Source organism: Geothermobacter hydrogeniphilus (assembly GCF_002898515.1).
Taxonomy (GTDB): Bacteria; Desulfobacterota; Desulfuromonadia; order Desulfuromonadales; family Geothermobacteraceae; genus Geothermobacter_A.
In genome coordinates, this window is the sequence record NZ_PPFX01000042.1 from 1 (window position 1) to 19,916 (window position 19,916).

Below are 19,916 nucleotides of genomic sequence, written 5' to 3' on the forward strand. Positions count from 1 at the left end.
AAGCCAAAGGACTCTGACCCCGTCCAGAGGACGGGGGTTTCTACTTCACACTAAAAGCTTGACCGCTCCGGGCGAGCCGGCGCCCTCTTCGACAAACGGCGGGAGAAAAGCCGGAAAGAAAATGGTCACCTTGGGGTTCAGGGTCGCCACCAGAAGCCCCTGCCTGAAAATGCTCTTCAGATTTCGCGGCGAACTCTCTTGCGCGGGAGAAACGTTCGGCCCTTCGACAGCAGGGCGTGGAGGCCCAACCAGGTCAGGTACGCGGCCCCAGCCCACTTGACGGCTGAGAATGCAACAGCAGAAGCGGCAAGAATCGCGGACAGCCCAAGGGCGGCAAAAACAACATGCAGAAACGCCCCGAACCAGATGCCGAACATGGCCGAAGAACCGGACCGCCTGCCATACCTGGCCGTCTGAGCGAGAATAAAAGCCGTGTCAGGCCCCGGCGACAGGTTCAACAGCATGGCGGCGGATAAAAATGTCGCCCAGTGGACCGGGAAATAGTCGAAGATTGCTTTGCCCTGTCCATGTCTTGAATGGCTGCTCCCGAAGCTTTTGACTACCCCGCGTAACGCGCGGCAAACAGCTTCGGATCCTCCGTAAACGCCTCGATACAGGAAAGACAGATACAGGCCTTGCGCTGCAGTTCCGGCGGAACCAGGTCAATCAACGCGCCGGGAACCTCCACCTCGACACACCAGCAGGGGCCGGCATCGGCGTGCAGCCCGCAATTGTTGTCTTGCTTGCAGATGGGACAGGTTCTGGCGGTCATGCCCCCTCACCCCCCGGCAATGATCGGCAGCAGCGTCACCTCGCTGCCGTCCGGCACCGGGGCCTGGTCTTCGTCGGAGAGGACCATGTTGCCGTTGATGGCGATATTCCAGGAACGATCCTGCAGCTGCTCCGCGGCCTCCGGGATTCGGCGCTGCAGTTCGGCCCGCAGCTGGCCGAGGTCGCTGACCGGCTGGTCGATGATCACCACCCCTTCCGGCGCCCCGGGCAGCGGCTGCGGCAGTTTGACCTGAACGCAGAAACCGGTTGCCACCCGGGAGAGTTTCGCGTGCCAGTCAGGAGCCGGAAGTCCTTCTGAATTGAGACCGGTGAGCCGGTAGAAACGCTGCTTCAGCTCTTCGAACCGCTCCCGGTCGATCTTCTCCCCCTTGAACGGACCGACCTTGATCGGCTCCTCGAACCAGCGCCGCGGCAGAGTATCATCCTGCGCCCGCAGGCCGAGGCTGAAGTTGAGCATCCGCTCCAACCCGGTGATGTTGCGACCGATTTCGTCCAGCTCATCCCCGCTCAGGGAAATCCCGGTAAGTCCCCTGATCTGCCCGGCGAAGAGTTCCAGGTCGGGGGTCGACGGCGAATTGAACAGCTTGGTGTTGAAGCGGCACATGCCGACCGCGTCGCCGGCGGCGAAGGTATTTTCGCAGCGACGGACGGCGTACTCCTTGCCCTCGTAGGAGGTCGGCTGCGGCGCCACCACGCCGCCGTAGAGAGCGGTCTTGAACGCCGCGTCGTCGTTGATGCGGGCGTTGATCTCCAGGGTGGCGCGGTTGCGCAGGTGATCCATGCCGCGGGTGGCGACCGCCAGGCCGAGGGCGAAGGCCTTGAGGATGCGGGCGTCGTGGGGATCGGACTGGAACAGCCCCTTGGAAGCCATGCAGTAGTCAAGCGCCTCGGCCGGGTACTTGCCCTGCTCCACCGCCCGGCTGGAACAGGCGATGGTGTCGCCGAAACCTTCCCGCTTCGCGGTCATGAACAACAGTTGCTCGATGACCGGGTAATTGCCCCAGGTCAGTTCCAGCCCGCCGGTATCTTCTTGATCGATGATACCGCGCTGGTAGAGTTCCATCGCCCAGGCGATGGCGCTGCCGCAACTGGAGGCGTCGAGGGCGAGATCGTTGATGATGTTGTTGAGCCTTAAGACCTGTTCCGGCTCCTTGAGGCCGATGTCGGGACCGAACTTGCCGACGATGATGTATTCCGGCCCTTCCCCCTTGTCGTACTGGTCGAACACCCCGTCATTGTTGATGCCGTTGTAGGTCCGCTGCTTGTGATGCTCCAGCGTGCTCTGGTCCTTGTCGTAGCTGGCGTTGCCGGCGATGCCGGTCAGGGCACTGGCGCCCCAGCCCCCCTTGCCGCCGGGCAGCATGTCGTTGTTGGCCCGGCAGCAGACCGGACACTTGTAGCAGCCGCTCATGTTCGGTCGGTAGGGATCGAAATTGTCGGCGTCGAGGCTGTCGTGCCAGGTGGTCTCCTGGTTGTTCTTGGTGCCCATGGCGCCGAGAACCCGGCTCGGCTTGTAGAGGAACGGCGTGCCGACCTTCTTCAGGGCGTTCTGCACCACGCTGGCGGAGAGGATCTTCTTGCCGATCTCGCGGTTTCGCCGCTTGTAGTCGGCCGTGAGGTCGAACTCGGGCGGCTTGCCGAGCAGCAGGATCGCCTTGAGGTTGAGGCTCCCCATTTTGGCGCCGCCGCCGCCACGCGCCCAGATCGATTTCTGCCCGGCCATGATGCCGCTGCACAGCACCCGGTTCTCCCCGGCGCTGCTGATGCGCGCCATGGCCATATCCTTCTGTTCTGTACAGGCAAAATCGCGTTCAATCGCCGCCGTGAACGCGATATTGTCCATGCCGCGATAGGGCGTGGCATCGACAAAGGCGACCTGGTCCCGGTCAATCTTCAGCAGCGTCCACTGCGAATTGCGCCCGTAAAGTACCAGGTGATCATACCCGTGGCGCTTGAGAAAGGCGGGAAAGTAGTCGCCGGCGTTGCTGTCGAGAATCGCCCGGCTTTCCGGTGAGCGACTGGTGACGTTGCCGCGGGTGGCGCTCGGCATGTTGGCGGTCAGGATCCCGGCGCCGAAGATCAGCGGCACCCCGGGGTCGAGGGGGTCAAGCCCCGCGTCCAGCAGATTGTAGAGCAGGAACATGTTGCCGCCGCGCCCGCCGAGAAAGGTCTTGACCACCTCCACCGGCAGATAGGCGCGCCGACTCTCGCGACGTTCCAGGTCGACGAACAGCACCGCGCCCTGGGTCGGGTACTGCGGTTGTTCCAGCATCCGCTCAACAAGTCGATCAACCCGCACTCTGATATCCATGAGGTCCTCGCATCTGAAAAATCTGGATTCGCCGGGCTAGCTCTGTTCAGCCTCGGCGGCAAAATCTCCATCGACAGGGCCACCCAGCAGTTTCGGGCTATGACGACGAAAGGTGGTCAGAATCTCCTCAAAGGGAACATCTGCAAACACGCCCCGATCGTGGACATATTCCAGGTGTCTGCGCTGATCAACATCGTAAGGATGAAAAATCGAATCCTCGCGGCCATCGAACTCCAGCGGTTTGACCCGGAAGCGGGTACAGAGCTCGAGATTGAAGGCCGGGGTCGCCTTGACCCAGCGCCCATCCAGCAGAATTTCCGTAAAGGCATGCCAACGCATCAGGTCGCCGCCGTTAAGCTCCCTCAGTCGTGGCGTGGTGAGGTGATTTCTGACATCGGCAAACCCGAGACGGGCCGGGAGACCCATGGCGCGACAGCAGGCCGCCAACAGGGACGCCTTGGAGATGCAGAACCCGAAGCCCCTGCCGAGGACACTGCTGGCCCGATAGTTTTCCACATCGGTGAAATCCAGATAGGGGGTGTAGCGGATTCCGTCCCGCACTGCGTAATAGAGGTTTACGGCCTGGTCAATGGGGCTGGCGGCGTCGCCGGCAATGATATGGGCAAAGTCCCGGACCGCATGACTGTCAGAGTCAACAAATTCGCCCGGCTGAAGAAAGGTCGAACGTTCCATCTTTTCAGAACAGCAGCATCGGGCAGTTCACCTTGTGCATCGCCGCGTTGGTGATCGAACCGAACAGGATGTCGCTGACCTCGCCGCCCCCCTCGTGGCGCGCCATCACCAGCAGGAAGATCTCCTCTTCGGCGTCGATCTTCTTGATCACGGCGATCGGGTCACCCTCTTCCAGCCGCAGTTCCGGGTTGAACCCGGCCTCGCGAAAACGCTCGGCGAACTTCTCCAGGAACTTGTACCCGGCCTCGCGGGCCCGCTCGCGGATGCTGGCCAGCTGCGGTTCCGGGATCGCCCGGTAGGAGAGCTTGTCCTCCAGCACGTGCAGCAGGGTGATCCGGTCGGGGAACCGGGTGCGGTTGCCGAGAAATCCGCTGATCGCTTTTTCCGTGGTTTCCGAGTCGTCGACCGGAATAAGAATCCGTGCGTTCATAGCTACCTCCTCAAGTAGGTCATTATACCACCTGGACCCGGTTCAACCGAACGGTCAGCCGTACACCAGCCGCGGCAGGAACAGCACCAGGTCCGGCCAGTAGGTCAGCACCATGAGGATCGCGATCTGAATCACCAGAAAGGGAATGACCGAGCGGGAGACATAGAGCAGGTTGCGATCGACAGTAGCCCCGGAAATGTAAAGACTGACGCCCAGCGGCGGGGTGCAGTAGCCGATGCCGAGGTTGATGGTCATCAGCAGCCCGAAATGCATGGTGTCGATACCGAACTGCGACAGCAGCGGCAGAAAAATCGGGGTCAGGATCAGGGTCGCCGAAATGATGTCCATGAACATGCCGACGATCAGCAGCAGGATATTGACCGCCAGCAGGAACACCCAGGGCGACTGGATGTGACTGACCACCGCTTCAGCGATCTGGTTCGGGATCTGCTCGAAGGTGAGAAATTCACCGAACACCGACGCCCCGGCGACGATCACCAGCAGGGTCGCGGAGGTCACCGCGGAGGAAACCACCACCTGTTTGACGTCACGCAGCTTCATATCCTTGTGAATGAAGATCTCGACGAAGAAGGCGTAGAAGCAGGCAACCACCGCCGCCTCGTTGGCGGTGAATATGCCGGAATAGATGCCGCCGAAGATCAGCACCGGCAGGAACAGCGCCCAGGCACTCTCCCGCAGGGTGGCCATCGCCTCCTTGAAGCTTGGCCGGGGAATGGTCTTGGTCCCACGGCGGCGACAGAAGAAGTAGGCATAGAGGCTCATCGCCAGGATGATCAGCACCCCGGGGATAAAACCGGTCAGGAAGAGCGCCTCCAGCCGATCGTTGCTGATCATCGAGTAGAGGATCATCGAAATCGACGGCGGGATGATGATGCCGAGGATCGGAGCGGTGGTCATGATGCCGACCGAAAATTCCTCGTCATAACCGTTTTCGATCAACGCCGGAATCATGAAGCCGCCGATCGCCACCACCGTGGCGACGGTTGAGCCGGAGATGGCGCCGAAGAAGCCGCAGGCGAGAATGCCGGCCATGGCCAGTCCGCCGGGCAGAAAGCCGACCAGGGTGTTGGCGGTCTTGATCAGCTTCTGAACGATACTGCCGGTGGTCATGACATTGCCGCAGAGGATGAAGAACAGCACCACCGCCAGGGCGAACTTGTCCATGCTCCGGTAGAGCACTTCAATGGCGATCTGCGGATCAATTCCGACGATCAGCACCAGTCCGACCAGGCCGGTAAAGAACAGCGCCAGAAACACCGGCACCGTCGAACCGAGCAGGCCGAGCAGCAGAAACAGGATAATCAGGTCATTACTGTCCATAACGGTAACGGGCAGACGCATCAGCGGCCGTTCGGTCGACGACCCCTGAAAGCGCTAGCCTGCCTTCGACTCCTTCCAGTCTTCAACCATGACAAGCAAGGTCCGGAAAAACATCATCGCACCCATCAGCGGCAGCACCGCGTAGAAGATCCACTCCGGAATCTGCAGGCTGGCGGTGCGGGCGTACTCGTCCTGGTACATCATCACGGTCATCTGCCAGCCGAGCCGGACCATCAGAGCGGAAAAAACCAGCACCGCCAGGTTGGCAAACATGGTCAGCGGCAATTTCAGTTTCGGCAGCATCTGCGGCAGGGCGTCGATGCGGATCAGCGACCGGCTCCGCACCGCGGCGATGCAGCCGATATAGGTCGAGAAGTAGATGGTCTTGCGCACCACCTCATCCGACCAGTAGAGATTGACATCGGCGGTCGCCTTGCGCAGGATCACGTTGGCCAGCGCCACCAGCAGGGCGACCATCACCGCGATGAAAAGGGACCATTCTTCAAACCATCGGAAAACCCGGTCGACAGTCTGAAAGGTTTTTTTCAACATCGTCCACCTCGATTACCTGAATCCGTGGGTTTGTGCCGGATGAAGAGTGTAAGTGCTTGGCCTGAATGTGGTTTCCAAAAATCTGAGGCGCACCCATAGGTTCGCCGGTGATTTTTGGGAAGCGCAGGCAGGTCAATGACTTGCGCTATTCGCCGGTGACAAGCTCACTGATTCAAGGGTTAAAAAAGGGGTCGGAGAACCGAGTTCTCCGACCCCGCTCAACTCTAGATTGAATCAACAGCTATGCGGCTCAATCCCCGAGGGTAGTGCGCACCTTGGCCAGGTAGTCGATACCGATCTTCTTGCCCCACTTGGCGTAGACCGGCTGGGCTTCCTTGATCAGCTCGGCCTTGTCGGCGGCCGACAGGGTGAAGAACTCGATGCCGGCGGCCTTGGCCTTGGCGATCTGGTCGGCCTGCTGCTTGCGGGTCAACACGCGGGTCTTGGCGCTTTCCTCCTTGATGGTGTCAAGCAGGATGGTCTGCAGGTCCTTCGGCAGTTTGTTGAACCAGCGCTTGTTGAGCAGGTGAATGAACAGCCCCTGGGCGTAGTTCAACTCGGTGAAATACTTGGCGATGGTGAACTTCTTGGTGATGTTGCAGACGATGGCGGTGTGGTCGAGGCCGTTGATGACGCCGGTCTGCAGCGCCTGGGGAACATCCGGCCAGGGCAGCACGGTGAATTTCAGGCCCCAGGCCTTGTAGCAGTCGGCATTGACCGGAGCCTGGGCGATACGGAAGTTGACCTTCTTGGCGTCGGCGAGGGTCCGCACCGGGGTGGTGGTGGCCCAGCCGTAGGTACCGTAACCGGTGATGTCGGCAACCAGCAGCCCCTGGTTCTGGGCGCTGTTGGCGTAGGGGACCCAGAGATCCGGATCATTGCGGAACTTTTCCAGCTTGTCGAAGGTATCGACCACGTAGGGCAGGTTGACGATCCCGAGGCGGTCGGAAATGTTGGCCGCCGCGACCGACGAGGCCATCATCCCCTGCACGGCGCCGAGCTTGAGCTTGGCGATAACGTCCTTCTCGCCGCCGAGCTGGGCCAGCGGACGGAAATCAACGTAGAGACGACCGCCCGACTTCTTCCAGACCGCGTCACGAATCCGGTAGCCGACGGCGATACCCTCGATAACCGGGTGCGAAATGTTGGAAAGAATGTAGGTGTACTTGGCGCCGGAAGGATCAAACTTCGGCTTCCAGGCGGCCAGGGGGTCCTTTTTCTTTCCAGCGGCAAAACTTGGGGCAGCGAGCAGAACCACGACCAGCAGGGCGATCAGAGCGGACGTTCTTTTCATAGACACCTCCAATGGTTGGAATGGGCCCGACACCAGCGATCTGGCGGCAGACAATGAATGAACCCGACAACAAGACAATAGACAAATAATACGCTGTTTTACTCCATAATTTCCAGCAATTTTTACCCTTTTCTCAACTATTTCAGTTGAGATCAGGATTGAACAAAACTTGTTTTCTCTTTTATCCCTGAACCCGTGAGCTCAGCATCGCCGGAACAGGCCCGGCAGCGGTGAATTCATCCCCGGGTCTCCAGCGCCTTGACCAGGGTGCGCAGGGTGCGATGATGGGGAGTCATCACCCCGGCCCGCTCGCCGTATTCGACGATTTTGCCGTTCAGATAGTCGATCTCGGTCTGTCGGCCGGCCTCGATATCCTGCAGCATCGATGGTTTATGATGCCCGGCGCCCTTGATGTAATCGAGGCATTCAAGGTAGAAATCGGGGCCCAGCATCAACTCATTGGCCCGCGCCACCATGACACCTTCCTTCAGCAGGGCGTCGACCAGGCTGTAGACGATCGGATCGTTGATCACCTCGAACATGGTCTTGCCGGTCACCGCGCAGACCGGGTTCATGCAGGAGTTGTTGACCGCCTTGGTCCAGACCATGTTACGGATCTGCTCGGTATGACGGGTATCGAGACCGGCTCCGGTCAGGGCCTGGCAAATGCCGACGGCCGCGTCCCTGGACTGCGGATCAAGTTCCTGCAGGTAATGTGGACGGTGGTGAAAAGCCAGCCTGACCCGGGCCGGGCCGTCCAGAATGCAGCCGTAATTGACCACGGCACGCATCACCTGCTTTTTCCCCAGCCGTTCGGCCAGCACCAGCTCGGTATCGATGCCGTTCTGCCAGCTGACCACGTAACGCTCTCCGGCGATGAAACCTTCCAGGGCCGAAGCGATGATCGGCAGCGCCGTCGCCTTGACGGTAACGATCACCACGTCGGGCGGATCCTCGGCCAGCAGATCGATTCGGGTGGTGGTTTTCGTCACCCGCGCGGAAAAATCTTCCGCGCCGGAGAGGGTGATGCCCGGCTCCATGGCCGCCTCCAGCAACTGCGCCTGGACATCGCAGAGGGTCACGTCACAGCCGCCGCGGGCTAGAAAGGCGGCAACAATACAGCCGACCGGACCGGCGCCGATGATGGCAAATTTTTTTGGATTGAAATTACTCTTCTCCGGCATAGCCGCTCCCTGACTTGCTGCTTGTTTAGTCCTGCCCCACCAGAATGCCGAACGATTCGGCATCGAGCAGCCTGGCATCGCTTTTTTCCAGGACCTTGAGCGCCCGGTCGATAGCGCTGAAATGGAATACCATCACCGCTTTCTGCAGGTTGGCCCCGGCCACCGCGTACATGTAATCGACGTTGATCCCGGTCCCGAGGAACAGGCTGAGCAGATCCGCCAGGCTGCCGGGGGTATCCTCGATTTCGACCGCTACCACGTCATCGACCCGGGCCGGAATCAGTCGCTCCATGACCACTGCCCTGGCGGCGGCCAGGTCGGACACCAGAATCCGCAGCACACCGAAATCGTGGGTCGAATCGCAGATGCAATGGGCACGCAGGTTGATGCCGGCATCACCCAGCGCGCGGGTCACCTCGTGCAGGCGACCGGGGGAGTTTTCCAGCGGAATGGAGAGTTGTTTCAGTTTCATGCGAATATCCTTTGCAACTTACGGAAGTCAGGCCGCCAAGGCGCCAGGAGCGCCAAGAAAACCTTTTTCAACGGAGAGTCGCAGAGAGGGAGAGAACGCGGAGAAAACCAAAAGCAGTTTTTGGTTTTAAACCCAAAAGATTTTCTCTCCGTCTCTGCTCCTCTCCGCCTCTCCGTTAAATGAGTTTTTGACCTTCCTGGTACTCCTGGCCTTCTGGCAGCAACTTGATCGCCATGATCTCACTTCGGTTCCAGCGCCTTGACCAGCCCGCGGATCATGCTGTTGTACGGGGTCGGTATCCCGGCCTGCTGTCCGTATTCGACGATTTTGCCGTTGATGTAATCGACCTCGGTGCGCCGCTTGGCCTCGACATCCTGCAGCATCGACGGTTTATGGTTGCCGGCGTTCTTGATGTAATTGATGGCGTAGGGATAATAGCCCGATCCGAGCGAGAACTCGTTGGCACGGGCGACGGCGATCCCCTCCTTGATCAGGGCGTCGACCAGGTTGAAGGTGATCGGATCGTTGATGATTTCGACCATCGTCATGCCGGTCACCGCGCACATCGGATTCATGCAGGCATTCATCACCGACTTGCGCCAGACCATGTCGGCGATCTGGTCGGTATGCTGCGTATCGAGACCGCAGTCGGTCAGCACCCGGCTGAGGCCGAGGGCGGCCTCCCTCGCCTGCGGATCGAGTTCCTGCAGGTAATGGGGCCGATGGTGAAAGGCGAGGCGGATATGGCCCGGGCTGATCGGCACGCAACCGAAATTGACCACCCCGCGCAGCACCGCCTGCGGGCCCAGCACCCGGGCCAGTTCCAGCTCGGTATCGATGCCGTTCTGCCAGCTGACCACATAACGTCCCCCGCCGGCAAAGCCTTCGAGGGCCGAGGCGATCAACGGCAGCGCGGTGGCCTTGACGGCGATAAAGATCACATCGGGAGGATCTTCGAGCAGGTCATCCACCCGGGTGGTGGTGCGCGTCACCCGGGCCTGGAAACTGTCAACGCCCTCCAGCAGAATCCCCGGCTCCAAAGCCGGCGCCAACAACTCCGGAACGATGTCGCACAACGTAACATCATAGCCGCCTTTGGCCAGGAAGGCGGCAACGATGCCACCGACGGGGCCGGCACCGATCACGGCGAATTTTTTCGGACAGTAGCTGGTTTCACCCATCTGTTCTCTCCCTGACCTGAGTCAGTGAGTTTCTGTTGGATGGAGAGTGCAAGTGCTTGGTCTGAATGAGTTTTCCAAAAATCTGAAGCGCACCCATAGGTTCGCTGGTGATTTTTGGGAAGCTCAGACAGATCAATGACTTGTGCTGTCCGCCGACAAGGAACTCACTGATTCAGGCCTGATAACGGTCAAGCGGGACTTTCGAGGATGCCGAACGATTCGGCATCCAGGATCCTGATCCCGTTCTCCTGCAGCAGCCTGATCGCCAGGTCATTGTCACTGAAGCAGAACACCATCACCGCCCTGCCGGACGAGGTCCCTGCCAGGGCGTACATGTAATCGACGTTGACCTTGTTCTCCATCAACAGCTTCAGCACCTTGGCCAGGCTGCCGGGGGTGTCGACGATCTCCGCCGCCACCACCTCGTCAACCCGAGCCGGGAACTGTTTTTCCATGATCACCCGCCGCGCGGTGGCGACATCGGAAACCAGGATGCGTAGCACTCCGAAGCCGGAAATGTCGGAAATCGACAGTGATCTCAGGTTGAGCCCGGCCGCGCCGAGGGCCTCGGTCGCTTCGTAGAGCCGCCCCGGGGCGTTTTCGAGAAAGATCGAAATCTGTTTCAGTTTCAGTTTCTTCATGACCATCTCCCCTGTCGGTACCACGCTTCCTCCGGGACGATCCTTGTGACTGCCCGGGGGTTTACGATCCCTGCGACCCGGGCGAATTCAAGATTCACCCCGACGGCGGCATGGCGATCCGATTCAGGCCGCCGCGCCGCCCGCCAGCGCCCTGAGATTGACCTCGACCCCCTTCTCCTTCGAAACCTGTTTCACGACTTCGGTGACGACCTCTTCTTCCAGCGGCAGATTTTTCAGCACCGTGCCGACCATCACCATGTTGACCGCCTTGCCGTTGCCGGCTTCGCGGGCGATGGCCAAAGCGTCAACTCCGAGAGCGTTGCCGCAGGATGCGGCAATCTGGTCTTCCACGTCATCCGGATAGACCGCCAGTCCGGCGGCCACGGTACTCGGATTGATCGAGATCTTGTTATAGACCAGCCGCCCCCCGGGCTTGAGATAGTGAAGGTAACGCAGCGCCTCCAGCGGCTCGAAGGAAATCAGCAGATCGGCGCTGCCGGGCATCACCACCGGCGAAGCGACCTTCTCCCCCATACGCACGAAACTGATGACGCTGCCGCCGCGCTGGGCCATGCCGTGCACTTCATTCTGTTTGATATCCAGCCCGCTGGCCAGGGCACTTTCAGCCAGCACCCTGGAGGCCATCAGCACCCCCTGGCCGCCGACCCCGGCAATGACGATATTAAAGATTGGCATTGTTCTCTCCCTCGATTTCATGCATCGCGTCGAATTTACACATCTGCCTGCAGACCCCGCAGCCGTTGCAGACGTTGGGATCAACCTGAACCTTCGGCCTCTCTCCCGAAGCGGTCAGGCCAAGCGCCATGCAGGCGACCTTCAGGCAGGCGCGACAGCCGGTGCACTTGTCCTGATCGACGGTCATCGCCGGTTTGCGGATCTTGTAGCGCAGCACACAGGGGTTGCGGTCGATCAGCACGTAGGGACCGGGCGTTTCCAGGCCCTTTTTGATCGCCGCCTCGGTGGCGGCGAGATCGTAGGTATTGAGTTCGAAGACGTTGTCGATGCCGAGCGCCTTGACCAGCGGCACCATATCGACCTGGCGGGTCGGATTGCCCTGCAGGGTCTTGCCGGTGCCGGGATTTTCCTGGCCGCCGGTCATGCCGGTGGCGCGGTTGTCCATGATGATGACCAGCGCGTTGCCGCCGTTGAAAGCCAGACTCAGCAACCCGGTCATCCCGGAATGGAAAAAGGTTGAATCACCGATCACCGCCACCGGCTTTTCATCGCGGCCGGCAATCGCGTTGACCCGGGCCATGCCGTGGGCGGCGCTGATGCTGGCGCCCATGTCGATCACCGAGTGCATGGCGCCCATCGGCGGCAGGGCGCCAAGGGTGTAGCAGCCGATGTCGCCGGAGACAAAGGTTTTCAGCTTGCTGAGGATGGTGAACAGGCCGCGGTGAGCGCAGCTGGGACAGAAGACCGGCGGGCGCTGCGGCAACCCTTCGACCGGGGCGGCAGCCTCGGCTACCGGGTCGCCGAGGGCGGCGCGAATCAGGTCGGCGTTGATCTCGCCGCACAGCGGCAGCTTGTTCTTGCCGATCTCGACCTCGATGCCCATGGCGCGAATCTGCTCCTCGAAAATCGCGTCCATCTCCTCGACCACCATCAACCGTTTGACGCTGCCGGCGAACTCGCGGATCTTGCGTTCCGGCAGGGGATGCACCAGCCCGAGCTTGAGGACCGACGCGTTCGGGAAGGCCTCGCGGACGTGTTGATAGGAAACCCCGGAAGTGATGATGCCGAGCTCGGTATCACCCATCTCAACCCGGTTCAGAGGCGTGGTTTCGGCATATTCCCGCAGTTTCAACAGCCGCTCCTCGACTTCGACATGCTTGATCTTACCGAAATTGGGCAGCATCACGTACTTGGGAACATCCTTGACCCACTCGCCGACCTGCGGACTGATTTTCTCCCGCGGGACAACCACTCCCTTGGCATGGGAAATCCGGGTGGTGGTACGCAGCATCACCGGGGTATCGAACTGCTCGGAGATCTCGAACGCCGTCCGCACCATGTCATAGGCATCCTGGGAATCGGCCGGGTCGAGCATCGGGATCTTGGCGAAGCGCGCGTAGTGGCGGCTGTCCTGCTCGTTCTGTGACGAGTGCATCCCCGGATCGTCGGCCACCATCAGGATCAGCCCGGCATTGACCCCGGTATAGGTCAGGGTCATCAGCGGATCGGCGGCGACATTGACGCCGACGTGCTTCATCGTCGCCAGCGACCTGCCGCCGGCAATACTGCCTCCGATCGCCGCTTCGAGGGCCACCTTTTCATTCGCCGCCCACTCGCAGTAAACCTCGCCCAGGCGGGCGACTTCCTCCAGGGTTTCGGTGCTGGGCGTTCCGGGATAACCGGAGGCGAAAACCCCGCCGCCGTCGGTAAACCCGAGCGCTATGGCTTCATTGCCGGAAATTATTTTTTTCATCAACAATCCATCCCTTGTCTGTACCTTGTTCAGGCGTTAATTGACTCCTGACCGGATATTCCGGGCAGCCTTCATTAGACAACATCAACCGAGCGGGCAGTCTAGCCGAAACGGCCCCGCCTTTCCAGCCCAATCGACCTGCGCGCCGGCCCTATTTCGGGCGTCGGTCCTCGATCCGCTGGGCCTTGCCCTGGCTACGCGGGATACTGCCCGGCGGCACCAGGTTGACCTCGACGCTGATGCCGATGACATCCTTGATATCCTGCTGCAGGTGGCGGACCTTGCTGCGCACCGCGGCAACATCTTCGAGAATATCGAACTCGGCCCCCTTGAGAACATCGGCCGCCGCCTTGACCATGAACTCCTCGGTCACCTCGACCTTGACCCGCAGCGAATCCATCACCCCCTTGCGCTCGACGATCACCATATAGTGCGGCGAAACCCCTTCGCGCTTCATGATCACCGCCTCGATCTGCGACGGGAAGACGTTGACGCCGCGGATGATCAGCATGTCGTCGCTACGGCCGCTGACCCGCGCCATCTTCACCAGGGTGCGGCCGCAGGAGCAGGTGCCGTAGGTCAAGCGGGAGATGTCCCGGGTCCGGTAACGCAGCAGCGGCTGGCCGTACTTGTTGATGGTGGTGAAGACCAGTTCCCCTTCTTCACCCTCCGGCAGCACCTCGCCGCTGTCAGGATCGATGATCTCCGGGTAGAAGAAATCCTCGTTGATGTGCAGGCCGCTCTGCTCTTCCCGGCACTCGAAGGAGACGCCGGGACCGGTGATCTCGGAAAGGCCGTAGATGTCGCAGACCGTGATGCCGAACTTCTCCTGGATCGAATGGCGCATCGACTCGCTCCAGGGCTCGGCGCCGCAGAGTGCGCTTTTCAGGTTGAGGCTCTTGAAATCAACCCCCATCTGCTCACCGACCTCGTAAATGTGCATCAGGAAGGAGGGGGTCGAGGTCAGGGCAGTGGAACCGAAGTCCTCCATCAGCATGATCTGCTTCTGGGTGTTGCCGCCGGAGATCGGGATCACCCCCGCGCCGACCTTCAGGGCGCCGTAATGAGCCCCCAGGCCGCCGGTGAAGAGACCGTAGCCGAAAATATTCTGCACCACGTCATCCTTGCCGATACCGGCCCCGGTGCAGGTGCGGGCCATCGACTCGGACCAGACCTCGAGATCCTGGCGGGTATAGCCGACGGCGATCGGCTTGCCGGTGGTGCCGGAGGTGGCATGATACTCGACAATCTCTTCCGGCGACGCGCTGAACATCTTGAACGGATAGTTGTCGCGCAGATCCTGCTTGGTGGTAAAGGGAAGCCGGCGGATATCATCGAGCGAGCGGATGTCATCCGGGGTCACCCCCAGGTCATCCAGCTTCTTCCGGTAATGGGCGTTGCGCTCATAGACGTAGGCGACGGTTCTCTGCAGACCGGCAAGCTGGATGGCCTGCATTTCGCTGCGACTGAGGGTTTCCTCTTTACTCCATGCCATGATCGTTCTCTCCTTGTCGGTATCCGGATCAATTACAGAAATGCTTTCGCAAGAAAGCAAAGGATCGACTGGCTGAGCAAAAACCGCCAACAGCAAGGCGCGCTTGTCGAACAATGAGGCGTACGTGCGTACGTCGAAGCAGCGAGAGCCTGCGCAGCAACGCAGCTGCTGGTGAGTTTTTGCGACGCCATCACAGATAATTCAATTCCCGCGCCTGCTCCCTGATCTCATCGCGGAAGCGCGGATGGGCGATCTTGATCAGGGCCGCGGTACGCTGACGGACTGTTTTGCCGTAGAGGTCAGCTATGCCGTACTCGGTCACCACGTAATGGACATGATTACGACTGGTGACCACCCCGGCCCCATGCTTGAGCAGGGGCACGATGCGGCTGAGCACCGTGCCGTCCCGCAGGGTCGAGGTGCTCGGCAGGGCGATGATCGGCACCCCACCCTTCGAGCGGGAGGCGCCGTAGATGAAATCGAGCTGGCCGCCGACCGCCGAGTGGAAGCGGGGACCGATGCTGTCGGCACAGACCTGGCCGGTGAGATCGACCTCGATCGCCGAGTTGATCGCCACCATGCGCTCGTTCTGCGCCACCACGAAGGGGTCGTTGACATACTCGGTACGGTGCAGTTCCACCAGCGGGTTGTTGTCCACCCAGTCGTAGAGCCGCCGGGTGCCGAGCAGGAAACCGCAGATGATCTTGCCCGGGTGGAGGGTCTTGCGGGCCCCGTTGAGCACCCCGGCCTCGACCAGGTCGATCACCCCGTCGGAGATCAGTTCGGAATGGACGCCGAGATCCTTCTTGTCCTTGAGGAACTTGAGCACCGCGTTGGGAATCGCCCCGATCCCCATCTGCATGGTCGCGCCGTCGGGGATCAGTTCGGCAATGTGCGCGGCGATCCCCTCGACCACCTCGCCGTCGGCGTCGTCCCCCATCGGCATCTCGAACAGCGGCGTATCGCAGGGAATAATGTAATCCATCTTGTCGATGTGCATGGCGGTATCGCCGAGGGTGCGCGGCATCTGCTCGTTGACCTGGGCGATGATGATTTTCGAAACCTCTGCCGCCGAGATGGTGAGCCCCGATTCCGCCCCCATGGAGCAGAAACCGTTTTCATCCGGAGGTGAGACATGGATCAGGGCGACATCCACCGGCAGGTGGCCGTCCTTGAACAGCAACGGGAATTCGGACAGCATCACCGGGGTGAAATCGGCCCGTCCCTGGTTGATCGCCTTGCGGACGTTGGCGCTGATGAACATCGAGTTGATGCGCAGGTGGCCCTCCATCTCCGGGGCGACATAGTCGGCCGGACAGATGGTCAGCGGGTGGCAGACCTCGACATCGCGCAATTCCGGCGCCCGCCTCACCAGGGCGTCAAGCAGCGGCAGCGGCACCGAGGCGTTGCCGGTCAGAAAGACCCGGTCGCCCGACTTGATGGCCTTGACCGCCTCGTCCGGGGTGGTGGTTCGCTCCTGGTATGTCTGTCGCCAGTTTTGCATGACTTGAGGCTCCTTGAAACGCCTATCCGTAGGGGCGAACCTCGTGTTCGCCCGGATTTTGGCCGTTGCGGTTATGAGGGCGATTACGAGAATCGCTCAGACAGGGGCGATCACAAGGATCGCCCCTACAGCACATTCAAATACGGATGCGACCGTCGACCGCGAAGGCCCGGTCGGCAAACGCCATGACCGGGTTGAGATCCATCTCCTGGATCATCGGCAGGTCGGTCAGCAGCTGCGACACCCGCTGGATCAGTTCAATCACCGCCTGCTTGTCGATTCCGGCCTCGCCGCGAACCCCGTCGAGCAGGGCGGCGGTCTTGATGCCGGAGAGCATCTCCTCGGCCTCGACCCGGGTGACCGGGGCGATCTTGAACACCACGTCCTTGAGAACCTCGACATAGATGCCGCCGAGGCCGAACATCACCAGGTGCCCCAGTTCCCGCTCGGCACTGGCGCCGATGATCAGTTCACGTCCGCCGGGCAGGAATTTCTGCACCAGGAACCTCAGTTCGCCGTGCCCGCCGAGACGGGCCTGCATCTCCTCCACGGCGGCGCGCACCGCGGCCCCGTCCGCCAGGTTGACGGCGACGCCGCCCATGTCGCTCTTGTGATCGATGGCGGCACAGTCGACCTTGACCACCACCGGGTAGCCGATGCGATCGGCGGCGGCGACCGCCTGTTCGGCGTCATCCGTCACCGCCCAGGGAGCGACCGGGATGCCGTAGGCCTCGAAAATGGAATAGACCTCCTCGGCCGAGAGCACCGCGCGACCGTCCTCGCGGGCCTGCTCGATGACCGCCCTGGCGCGGACGGCGTCGGTGCCGGAAAAGACCTCCGGCTGACCGATATCGCGCTGCCTGATCCGCCCGTAGCGCACCAGCGCCCCCAGCGCGCGGGCGGCATCCCCCGGGTTGGCATAGAAGGGCACCCCGCCCTCCCGAAGAATCGCCTCGGTCTTCCGGTAGCGTTCCAGCTTGAGGTTGGTCATGAAGTTGCAGACCAGCGGCTTGCGCCCCTGGCGGCTGACCTCGACGATCTGCCGCGCCACCTCGTCGGTGTCGGTGAAGGGCGCGGTGACGAAATTCATGAACACGCAGTCGATCTGGTCATCATCCATCAGCACGTCGAGAGCGGCCCGGAACTGCGGCCCGCCGGCGGTGGCGACGACATCGATCGGGTTCTCCAGCGCCGCTTCGGGGAACTGGGTCTCCCGCAACCGGGCGATCGAGGCCTCGCAGAGCTTGGGAACTTCGAGGTCGAAGTCGACCAGCACGTCGGTGGCAATCACCGCCGGACCGCCGGTGTTGGTGATGATGCCGATGCGGTTGCCCCTGGGAATCGGCTGACTGGAGAAGGCCATCGCCGCGCGCACCATCTCCCCCTCATCGCGGAAGGGCAGGATGCCGATCTTCTCGAAAATCAGCTCGGTGGCAATATCGACCCCGGCCAGCGAGCCGGTATGCGAGGAGGCGGCCTTGGCGCCCTGCTCGGTGCGGCCGGCCTTCATCGCCAGGATCGGCTTGCGGCTCGCCACTTCGCGGGCGATTTCGAGAAATTCGCGCGGTTTGTCGAAGCCCTCGGTGTAGAGAATGATCGCCCGGGTGCCTTCGTCCCGGCCATAGTACTGGAGGATTTCCGGGATTGAGACATCGCAGGCGTTGCCGTTGCTGGCATAGAGCCGCTGACCGATTTCGAGATCGTCCAGCGCCTGCATGATCAGCGCCCCGACCCCGCCGGAGAGGGCGACCACCGAGATGCTGCCCGGCTTGGGAAAGGTGAAGGTGAAGTTGCAGTAGGCATTCAGTCCGGGATCGGAATTGATGATCCCCTGGCAGTTGGGCCCGAACACGCGGATGCCGTAATCGTGGGCATAGCCGAGAAACTCCGCCTGCAGCCTGGCCCCCTCTTCCCCCATCTCGCTGAAGCCGGCGGTATTGATGATCACCGCCTTGACCCCCTTTTCGCCACACTCCTTCATCGCCCGGGGAACGAACGGGCTGGGGACGATGATATGCGCCAGGTCGATCTCGCCCGGCACGTCGGCCAGCGCGGGATAGGCCTTGAGGCCGCAGACCTCCGATGCCCTGGGGTTGATCGGATAGATCTTTCCCTTGTAGTCGTAGCGCTGCAGGTTGCGGATAATGACATTGCCGATCGAGAGTTCCTTGGTGGAGGCGCCGACCAGGGCAACCGCTTTGGGTTCAAACAGGGCTTCAAGCATGATCTTTTCTCTCCTCCAGCTGTTCAATGAAAGCTTCGACATTGGTCACGGTCTGTTCGTCGGAAACACAGCGCAGGTCGTTGAGATCGCCGGAGATCACCAGGCTGGGGATGCCGGTCTCCCGCTCCAGGCGCTGGGGCATGCCGTAGCGGCTGTTGGAATTACAGGGGCAGGTCTTGGCGTCGTGGTAGATGATGCCGTCGATGTGGAATTTTTCCAGCATCTGCTTGATGTACTGCTCCTTGTAGGTGTCGGAACGAACGATGAACAGCCCCAGATAGGCCCTGGCCATGCTGCGGATCGGCTCTTCGGGATCGAAGTCGGGAAAAATCCAGCTGCTGCAGTAGGTGGAGACCAGGACGCTGACATTGAGCCGGGCGAACAGCTCGGAGTGCTGGCGCAGCCGCCCCCAGACCGGCATCCCTTCCCAGTAGATGCGGTACAGCTCATCATCGACCGCCCCGCTGCCGTCGGCGATGCGCTGCTGCAGTTCGGCCAGCAGCTGCCGGTAGTAGTCGACCGCCTGCCGGGTGCCGCGCAGCACCACTGCCGGGCCCATGTGGATGGTGCCGTCGAAGAAAGTCAGCGGCGCCGGAACCGCCATCGCCGTCTCCAGCACCTGGCGCCAGAGTTCGGTGCATTCGCGGGAGAGGGCCACGGTCTCACGCAGCCGCGCCATGTCGAGGGGCTGTCCGCTGACCTCTTCCAGGGTCGGAATCAGCGCCTCGATCTGGCGCGAGACGTCATCGACCAGAATCTCGCTGACATCGGTGAAATTCTTCGGCGAGGTGATACCGATGCAGGGCACGTTGAACTCACGGGCGTACCAGGAGAACCAGTCCTGGACATCACGGCACTGGTTGGTGTTGTAGACCAGCACGTCGGGACGCGGCGGTGCCTCGATGCCGGGATAGGCCCTGGCGAGCGGGGAGATCCCCTTGAGATGGGCGCCGATGTCGGCGGTCAGGTAGGAACAGATATCGGGTGAGTAGCCGATGGTGTTGGCTTCGGGAATCAGTTCGGTGGCCATGCGCGTCGCACCGAGCATGGCGGCGTGATTCTCGGGAAAATGAACCGCGAACCCCATCGCCCGCAGCAGTTCGGCCGGACCGACGCTGGTACACCAGGCGACCTTGCGGTCAGGCGACTCGGCCGCGGCGTTGAGGTCGTAGAAATACTCGGACATGATTTTCATCATCCGCCCGGTGGATTCAATCTTCTTGCGTTGCGGTTGCTTCTCCTGCGCCATGACTCCTCCCGCTAGACTGTTTCGATTGCCCCTGCCTTATTCATTTTTAACGCTGAGGCGCAGAGGAGGAGAGACCGGAGAGAAAACTCGAAATCTACCCTGGG

Annotated in this window: 17 protein-coding genes and 1 pseudogene; all 18 read right to left on the reverse strand. The window is 61.2% G+C overall.

Translation table 11 applies throughout. From position 1 onward, the window contains the following. Positions 1-51: 51 nt before the first annotated feature. Positions 52-512, reverse strand: a pseudogene (locus C2E25_RS18150) (LysE family translocator); the annotation flags it as partial. Positions 513-559: 47 nt separating this feature from the next. Beyond that, the gene (locus C2E25_RS14505; RefSeq protein ID WP_103116443.1) at positions 560-772 is read right to left on the reverse strand and encodes a cysteine-rich CWC family protein; all 213 of its coding nucleotides are present in this window, start codon (positions 770-772) and stop codon (positions 560-562) included. A 6-nt stretch (positions 773-778) separates the two neighbouring features. Then, positions 779-3,103: an aldehyde ferredoxin oxidoreductase C-terminal domain-containing protein gene (locus C2E25_RS14510; RefSeq protein WP_103116444.1), complete on the reverse strand. Its 2,325-nt coding sequence runs from the start codon at positions 3,101-3,103 to the stop codon at positions 779-781. A 36-nt stretch (positions 3,104-3,139) separates the two neighbouring features. Beyond that, positions 3,140-3,796, reverse strand: a complete 657-nt coding sequence (locus tag C2E25_RS14515; RefSeq protein ID WP_103116445.1) for a transglutaminase-like domain-containing protein — start codon at positions 3,794-3,796, stop codon at positions 3,140-3,142. Between the two features lie 4 nt (positions 3,797-3,800). Next, entirely contained in the window at positions 3,801-4,226 is a 426-nt protein-coding gene (locus tag C2E25_RS14520) for a universal stress protein (protein ID WP_085010665.1), read from the reverse strand. A gap of 54 nt (positions 4,227-4,280) precedes the next feature. Then, positions 4,281-5,567: a TRAP transporter large permease gene (locus C2E25_RS14525; RefSeq protein ID WP_103116475.1), complete on the reverse strand. Its 1,287-nt coding sequence runs from the start codon at positions 5,565-5,567 to the stop codon at positions 4,281-4,283. Positions 5,568-5,621: 54 nt separating this feature from the next. Further along, entirely contained in the window at positions 5,622-6,119 is a 498-nt protein-coding gene (locus tag C2E25_RS14530; RefSeq protein WP_103116446.1) for a TRAP transporter small permease, read from the reverse strand. A 250-nt stretch (positions 6,120-6,369) separates the two neighbouring features. Next, positions 6,370-7,413, reverse strand: coding sequence for a TRAP transporter substrate-binding protein (locus tag C2E25_RS14535; RefSeq protein ID WP_103116447.1), 1,044 nt, complete (start codon positions 7,411-7,413; stop codon positions 6,370-6,372). Between the two features lie 236 nt (positions 7,414-7,649). Beyond that, positions 7,650-8,597, reverse strand: a complete 948-nt coding sequence (locus C2E25_RS14540) for a ketopantoate reductase family protein (protein ID WP_103116448.1) — start codon at positions 8,595-8,597, stop codon at positions 7,650-7,652. 25 nt (positions 8,598-8,622) lie between these two features. Next, positions 8,623-9,069: an amino acid-binding protein gene (locus C2E25_RS14545; protein ID WP_103116449.1), complete on the reverse strand. Its 447-nt coding sequence runs from the start codon at positions 9,067-9,069 to the stop codon at positions 8,623-8,625. Positions 9,070-9,308: 239 nt separating this feature from the next. Then, complete coding sequence (locus C2E25_RS14550) at positions 9,309-10,250, reverse strand: ketopantoate reductase family protein (RefSeq protein WP_103116450.1); 942 nt, start codon at positions 10,248-10,250, stop codon at positions 9,309-9,311. A gap of 188 nt (positions 10,251-10,438) precedes the next feature. Further along, the gene (locus C2E25_RS14555) at positions 10,439-10,891 is read right to left on the reverse strand and encodes an amino acid-binding protein (protein WP_233189445.1); all 453 of its coding nucleotides are present in this window, start codon (positions 10,889-10,891) and stop codon (positions 10,439-10,441) included. 123 nt (positions 10,892-11,014) lie between these two features. Then, complete coding sequence (locus C2E25_RS14560) at positions 11,015-11,587, reverse strand: indolepyruvate oxidoreductase subunit beta (protein ID WP_103116451.1); 573 nt, start codon at positions 11,585-11,587, stop codon at positions 11,015-11,017. Continuing rightward, positions 11,574-13,340 carry an indolepyruvate ferredoxin oxidoreductase subunit alpha gene (gene iorA / locus C2E25_RS14565; protein WP_103116452.1) on the reverse strand — a complete coding sequence of 589 codons (1,767 nt, stop codon included), beginning with the start codon at positions 13,338-13,340 and terminating at the stop codon, positions 11,574-11,576. Before iorA ends, C2E25_RS14560 begins: the two co-directional genes overlap by 14 nt. Before the next feature lie 151 nt (positions 13,341-13,491). After that, positions 13,492-14,835: a phenylacetate--CoA ligase family protein gene (locus tag C2E25_RS14570; RefSeq protein ID WP_103116453.1), complete on the reverse strand. Its 1,344-nt coding sequence runs from the start codon at positions 14,833-14,835 to the stop codon at positions 13,492-13,494. 190 nt (positions 14,836-15,025) lie between these two features. Then, positions 15,026-16,339: an acetyl-CoA hydrolase/transferase family protein gene (locus C2E25_RS14575; protein WP_103116454.1), complete on the reverse strand. Its 1,314-nt coding sequence runs from the start codon at positions 16,337-16,339 to the stop codon at positions 15,026-15,028. A 136-nt stretch (positions 16,340-16,475) separates the two neighbouring features. Then, positions 16,476-18,563, reverse strand: a complete 2,088-nt coding sequence (locus C2E25_RS14580; protein WP_103116455.1) for an acetate--CoA ligase family protein — start codon at positions 18,561-18,563, stop codon at positions 16,476-16,478. Next, on the reverse strand, positions 18,556-19,812 hold the full coding sequence (locus C2E25_RS14585; RefSeq protein ID WP_103116456.1) for a 2-hydroxyacyl-CoA dehydratase subunit D: 1,257 nt from the start codon (positions 19,810-19,812) through the stop codon (positions 18,556-18,558). Before C2E25_RS14585 ends, C2E25_RS14580 begins: the two co-directional genes overlap by 8 nt. Positions 19,813-19,916: the final 104 nt, after the last annotated feature.

Excerpts from the sequence above, each read along its gene's own strand:
- C2E25_RS14505 (WP_103116443.1), bottom strand. The coding sequence starts at position 772 with ATGACCGCCAGAACCTGTCCCATCTGCAAGCAAGACAACAATTGCGGG.
- C2E25_RS14510 (WP_103116444.1), bottom strand. The coding sequence starts at position 3,103 with ATGGATATCAGAGTGCGGGTTGATCGACTTGTTGAGCGGATGCTGGAA.
- C2E25_RS14515 (WP_103116445.1), bottom strand. The coding sequence starts at position 3,796 with ATGGAACGTTCGACCTTTCTTCAGCCGGGCGAATTTGTTGACTCTGAC.
- C2E25_RS14520 (WP_085010665.1), bottom strand. The coding sequence starts at position 4,226 with ATGAACGCACGGATTCTTATTCCGGTCGACGACTCGGAAACCACGGAA.
- C2E25_RS14525 (WP_103116475.1), bottom strand. The coding sequence starts at position 5,567 with ATGGACAGTAATGACCTGATTATCCTGTTTCTGCTGCTCGGCCTGCTC.
- C2E25_RS14530 (WP_103116446.1), bottom strand. The coding sequence starts at position 6,119 with ATGTTGAAAAAAACCTTTCAGACTGTCGACCGGGTTTTCCGATGGTTT.
- C2E25_RS14535 (WP_103116447.1), bottom strand. The coding sequence starts at position 7,413 with ATGAAAAGAACGTCCGCTCTGATCGCCCTGCTGGTCGTGGTTCTGCTC.
- C2E25_RS14540 (WP_103116448.1), bottom strand. The coding sequence starts at position 8,597 with ATGCCGGAGAAGAGTAATTTCAATCCAAAAAAATTTGCCATCATCGGC.
- C2E25_RS14545 (WP_103116449.1), bottom strand. The coding sequence starts at position 9,069 with ATGAAACTGAAACAACTCTCCATTCCGCTGGAAAACTCCCCCGGTCGC.
- C2E25_RS14550 (WP_103116450.1), bottom strand. The coding sequence starts at position 10,250 with ATGGGTGAAACCAGCTACTGTCCGAAAAAATTCGCCGTGATCGGTGCC.
- C2E25_RS14555 (WP_233189445.1), bottom strand. The coding sequence starts at position 10,891 with ATGAAGAAACTGAAACTGAAACAGATTTCGATCTTTCTCGAAAACGCC.
- C2E25_RS14560 (WP_103116451.1), bottom strand. The coding sequence starts at position 11,587 with ATGCCAATCTTTAATATCGTCATTGCCGGGGTCGGCGGCCAGGGGGTG.
- iorA (WP_103116452.1), bottom strand. The coding sequence starts at position 13,340 with ATGAAAAAAATAATTTCCGGCAATGAAGCCATAGCGCTCGGGTTTACC.
- C2E25_RS14570 (WP_103116453.1), bottom strand. The coding sequence starts at position 14,835 with ATGGCATGGAGTAAAGAGGAAACCCTCAGTCGCAGCGAAATGCAGGCC.
- C2E25_RS14575 (WP_103116454.1), bottom strand. The coding sequence starts at position 16,339 with ATGCAAAACTGGCGACAGACATACCAGGAGCGAACCACCACCCCGGAC.
- C2E25_RS14580 (WP_103116455.1), bottom strand. The coding sequence starts at position 18,563 with ATGCTTGAAGCCCTGTTTGAACCCAAAGCGGTTGCCCTGGTCGGCGCC.
- C2E25_RS14585 (WP_103116456.1), bottom strand. The coding sequence starts at position 19,812 with ATGGCGCAGGAGAAGCAACCGCAACGCAAGAAGATTGAATCCACCGGG.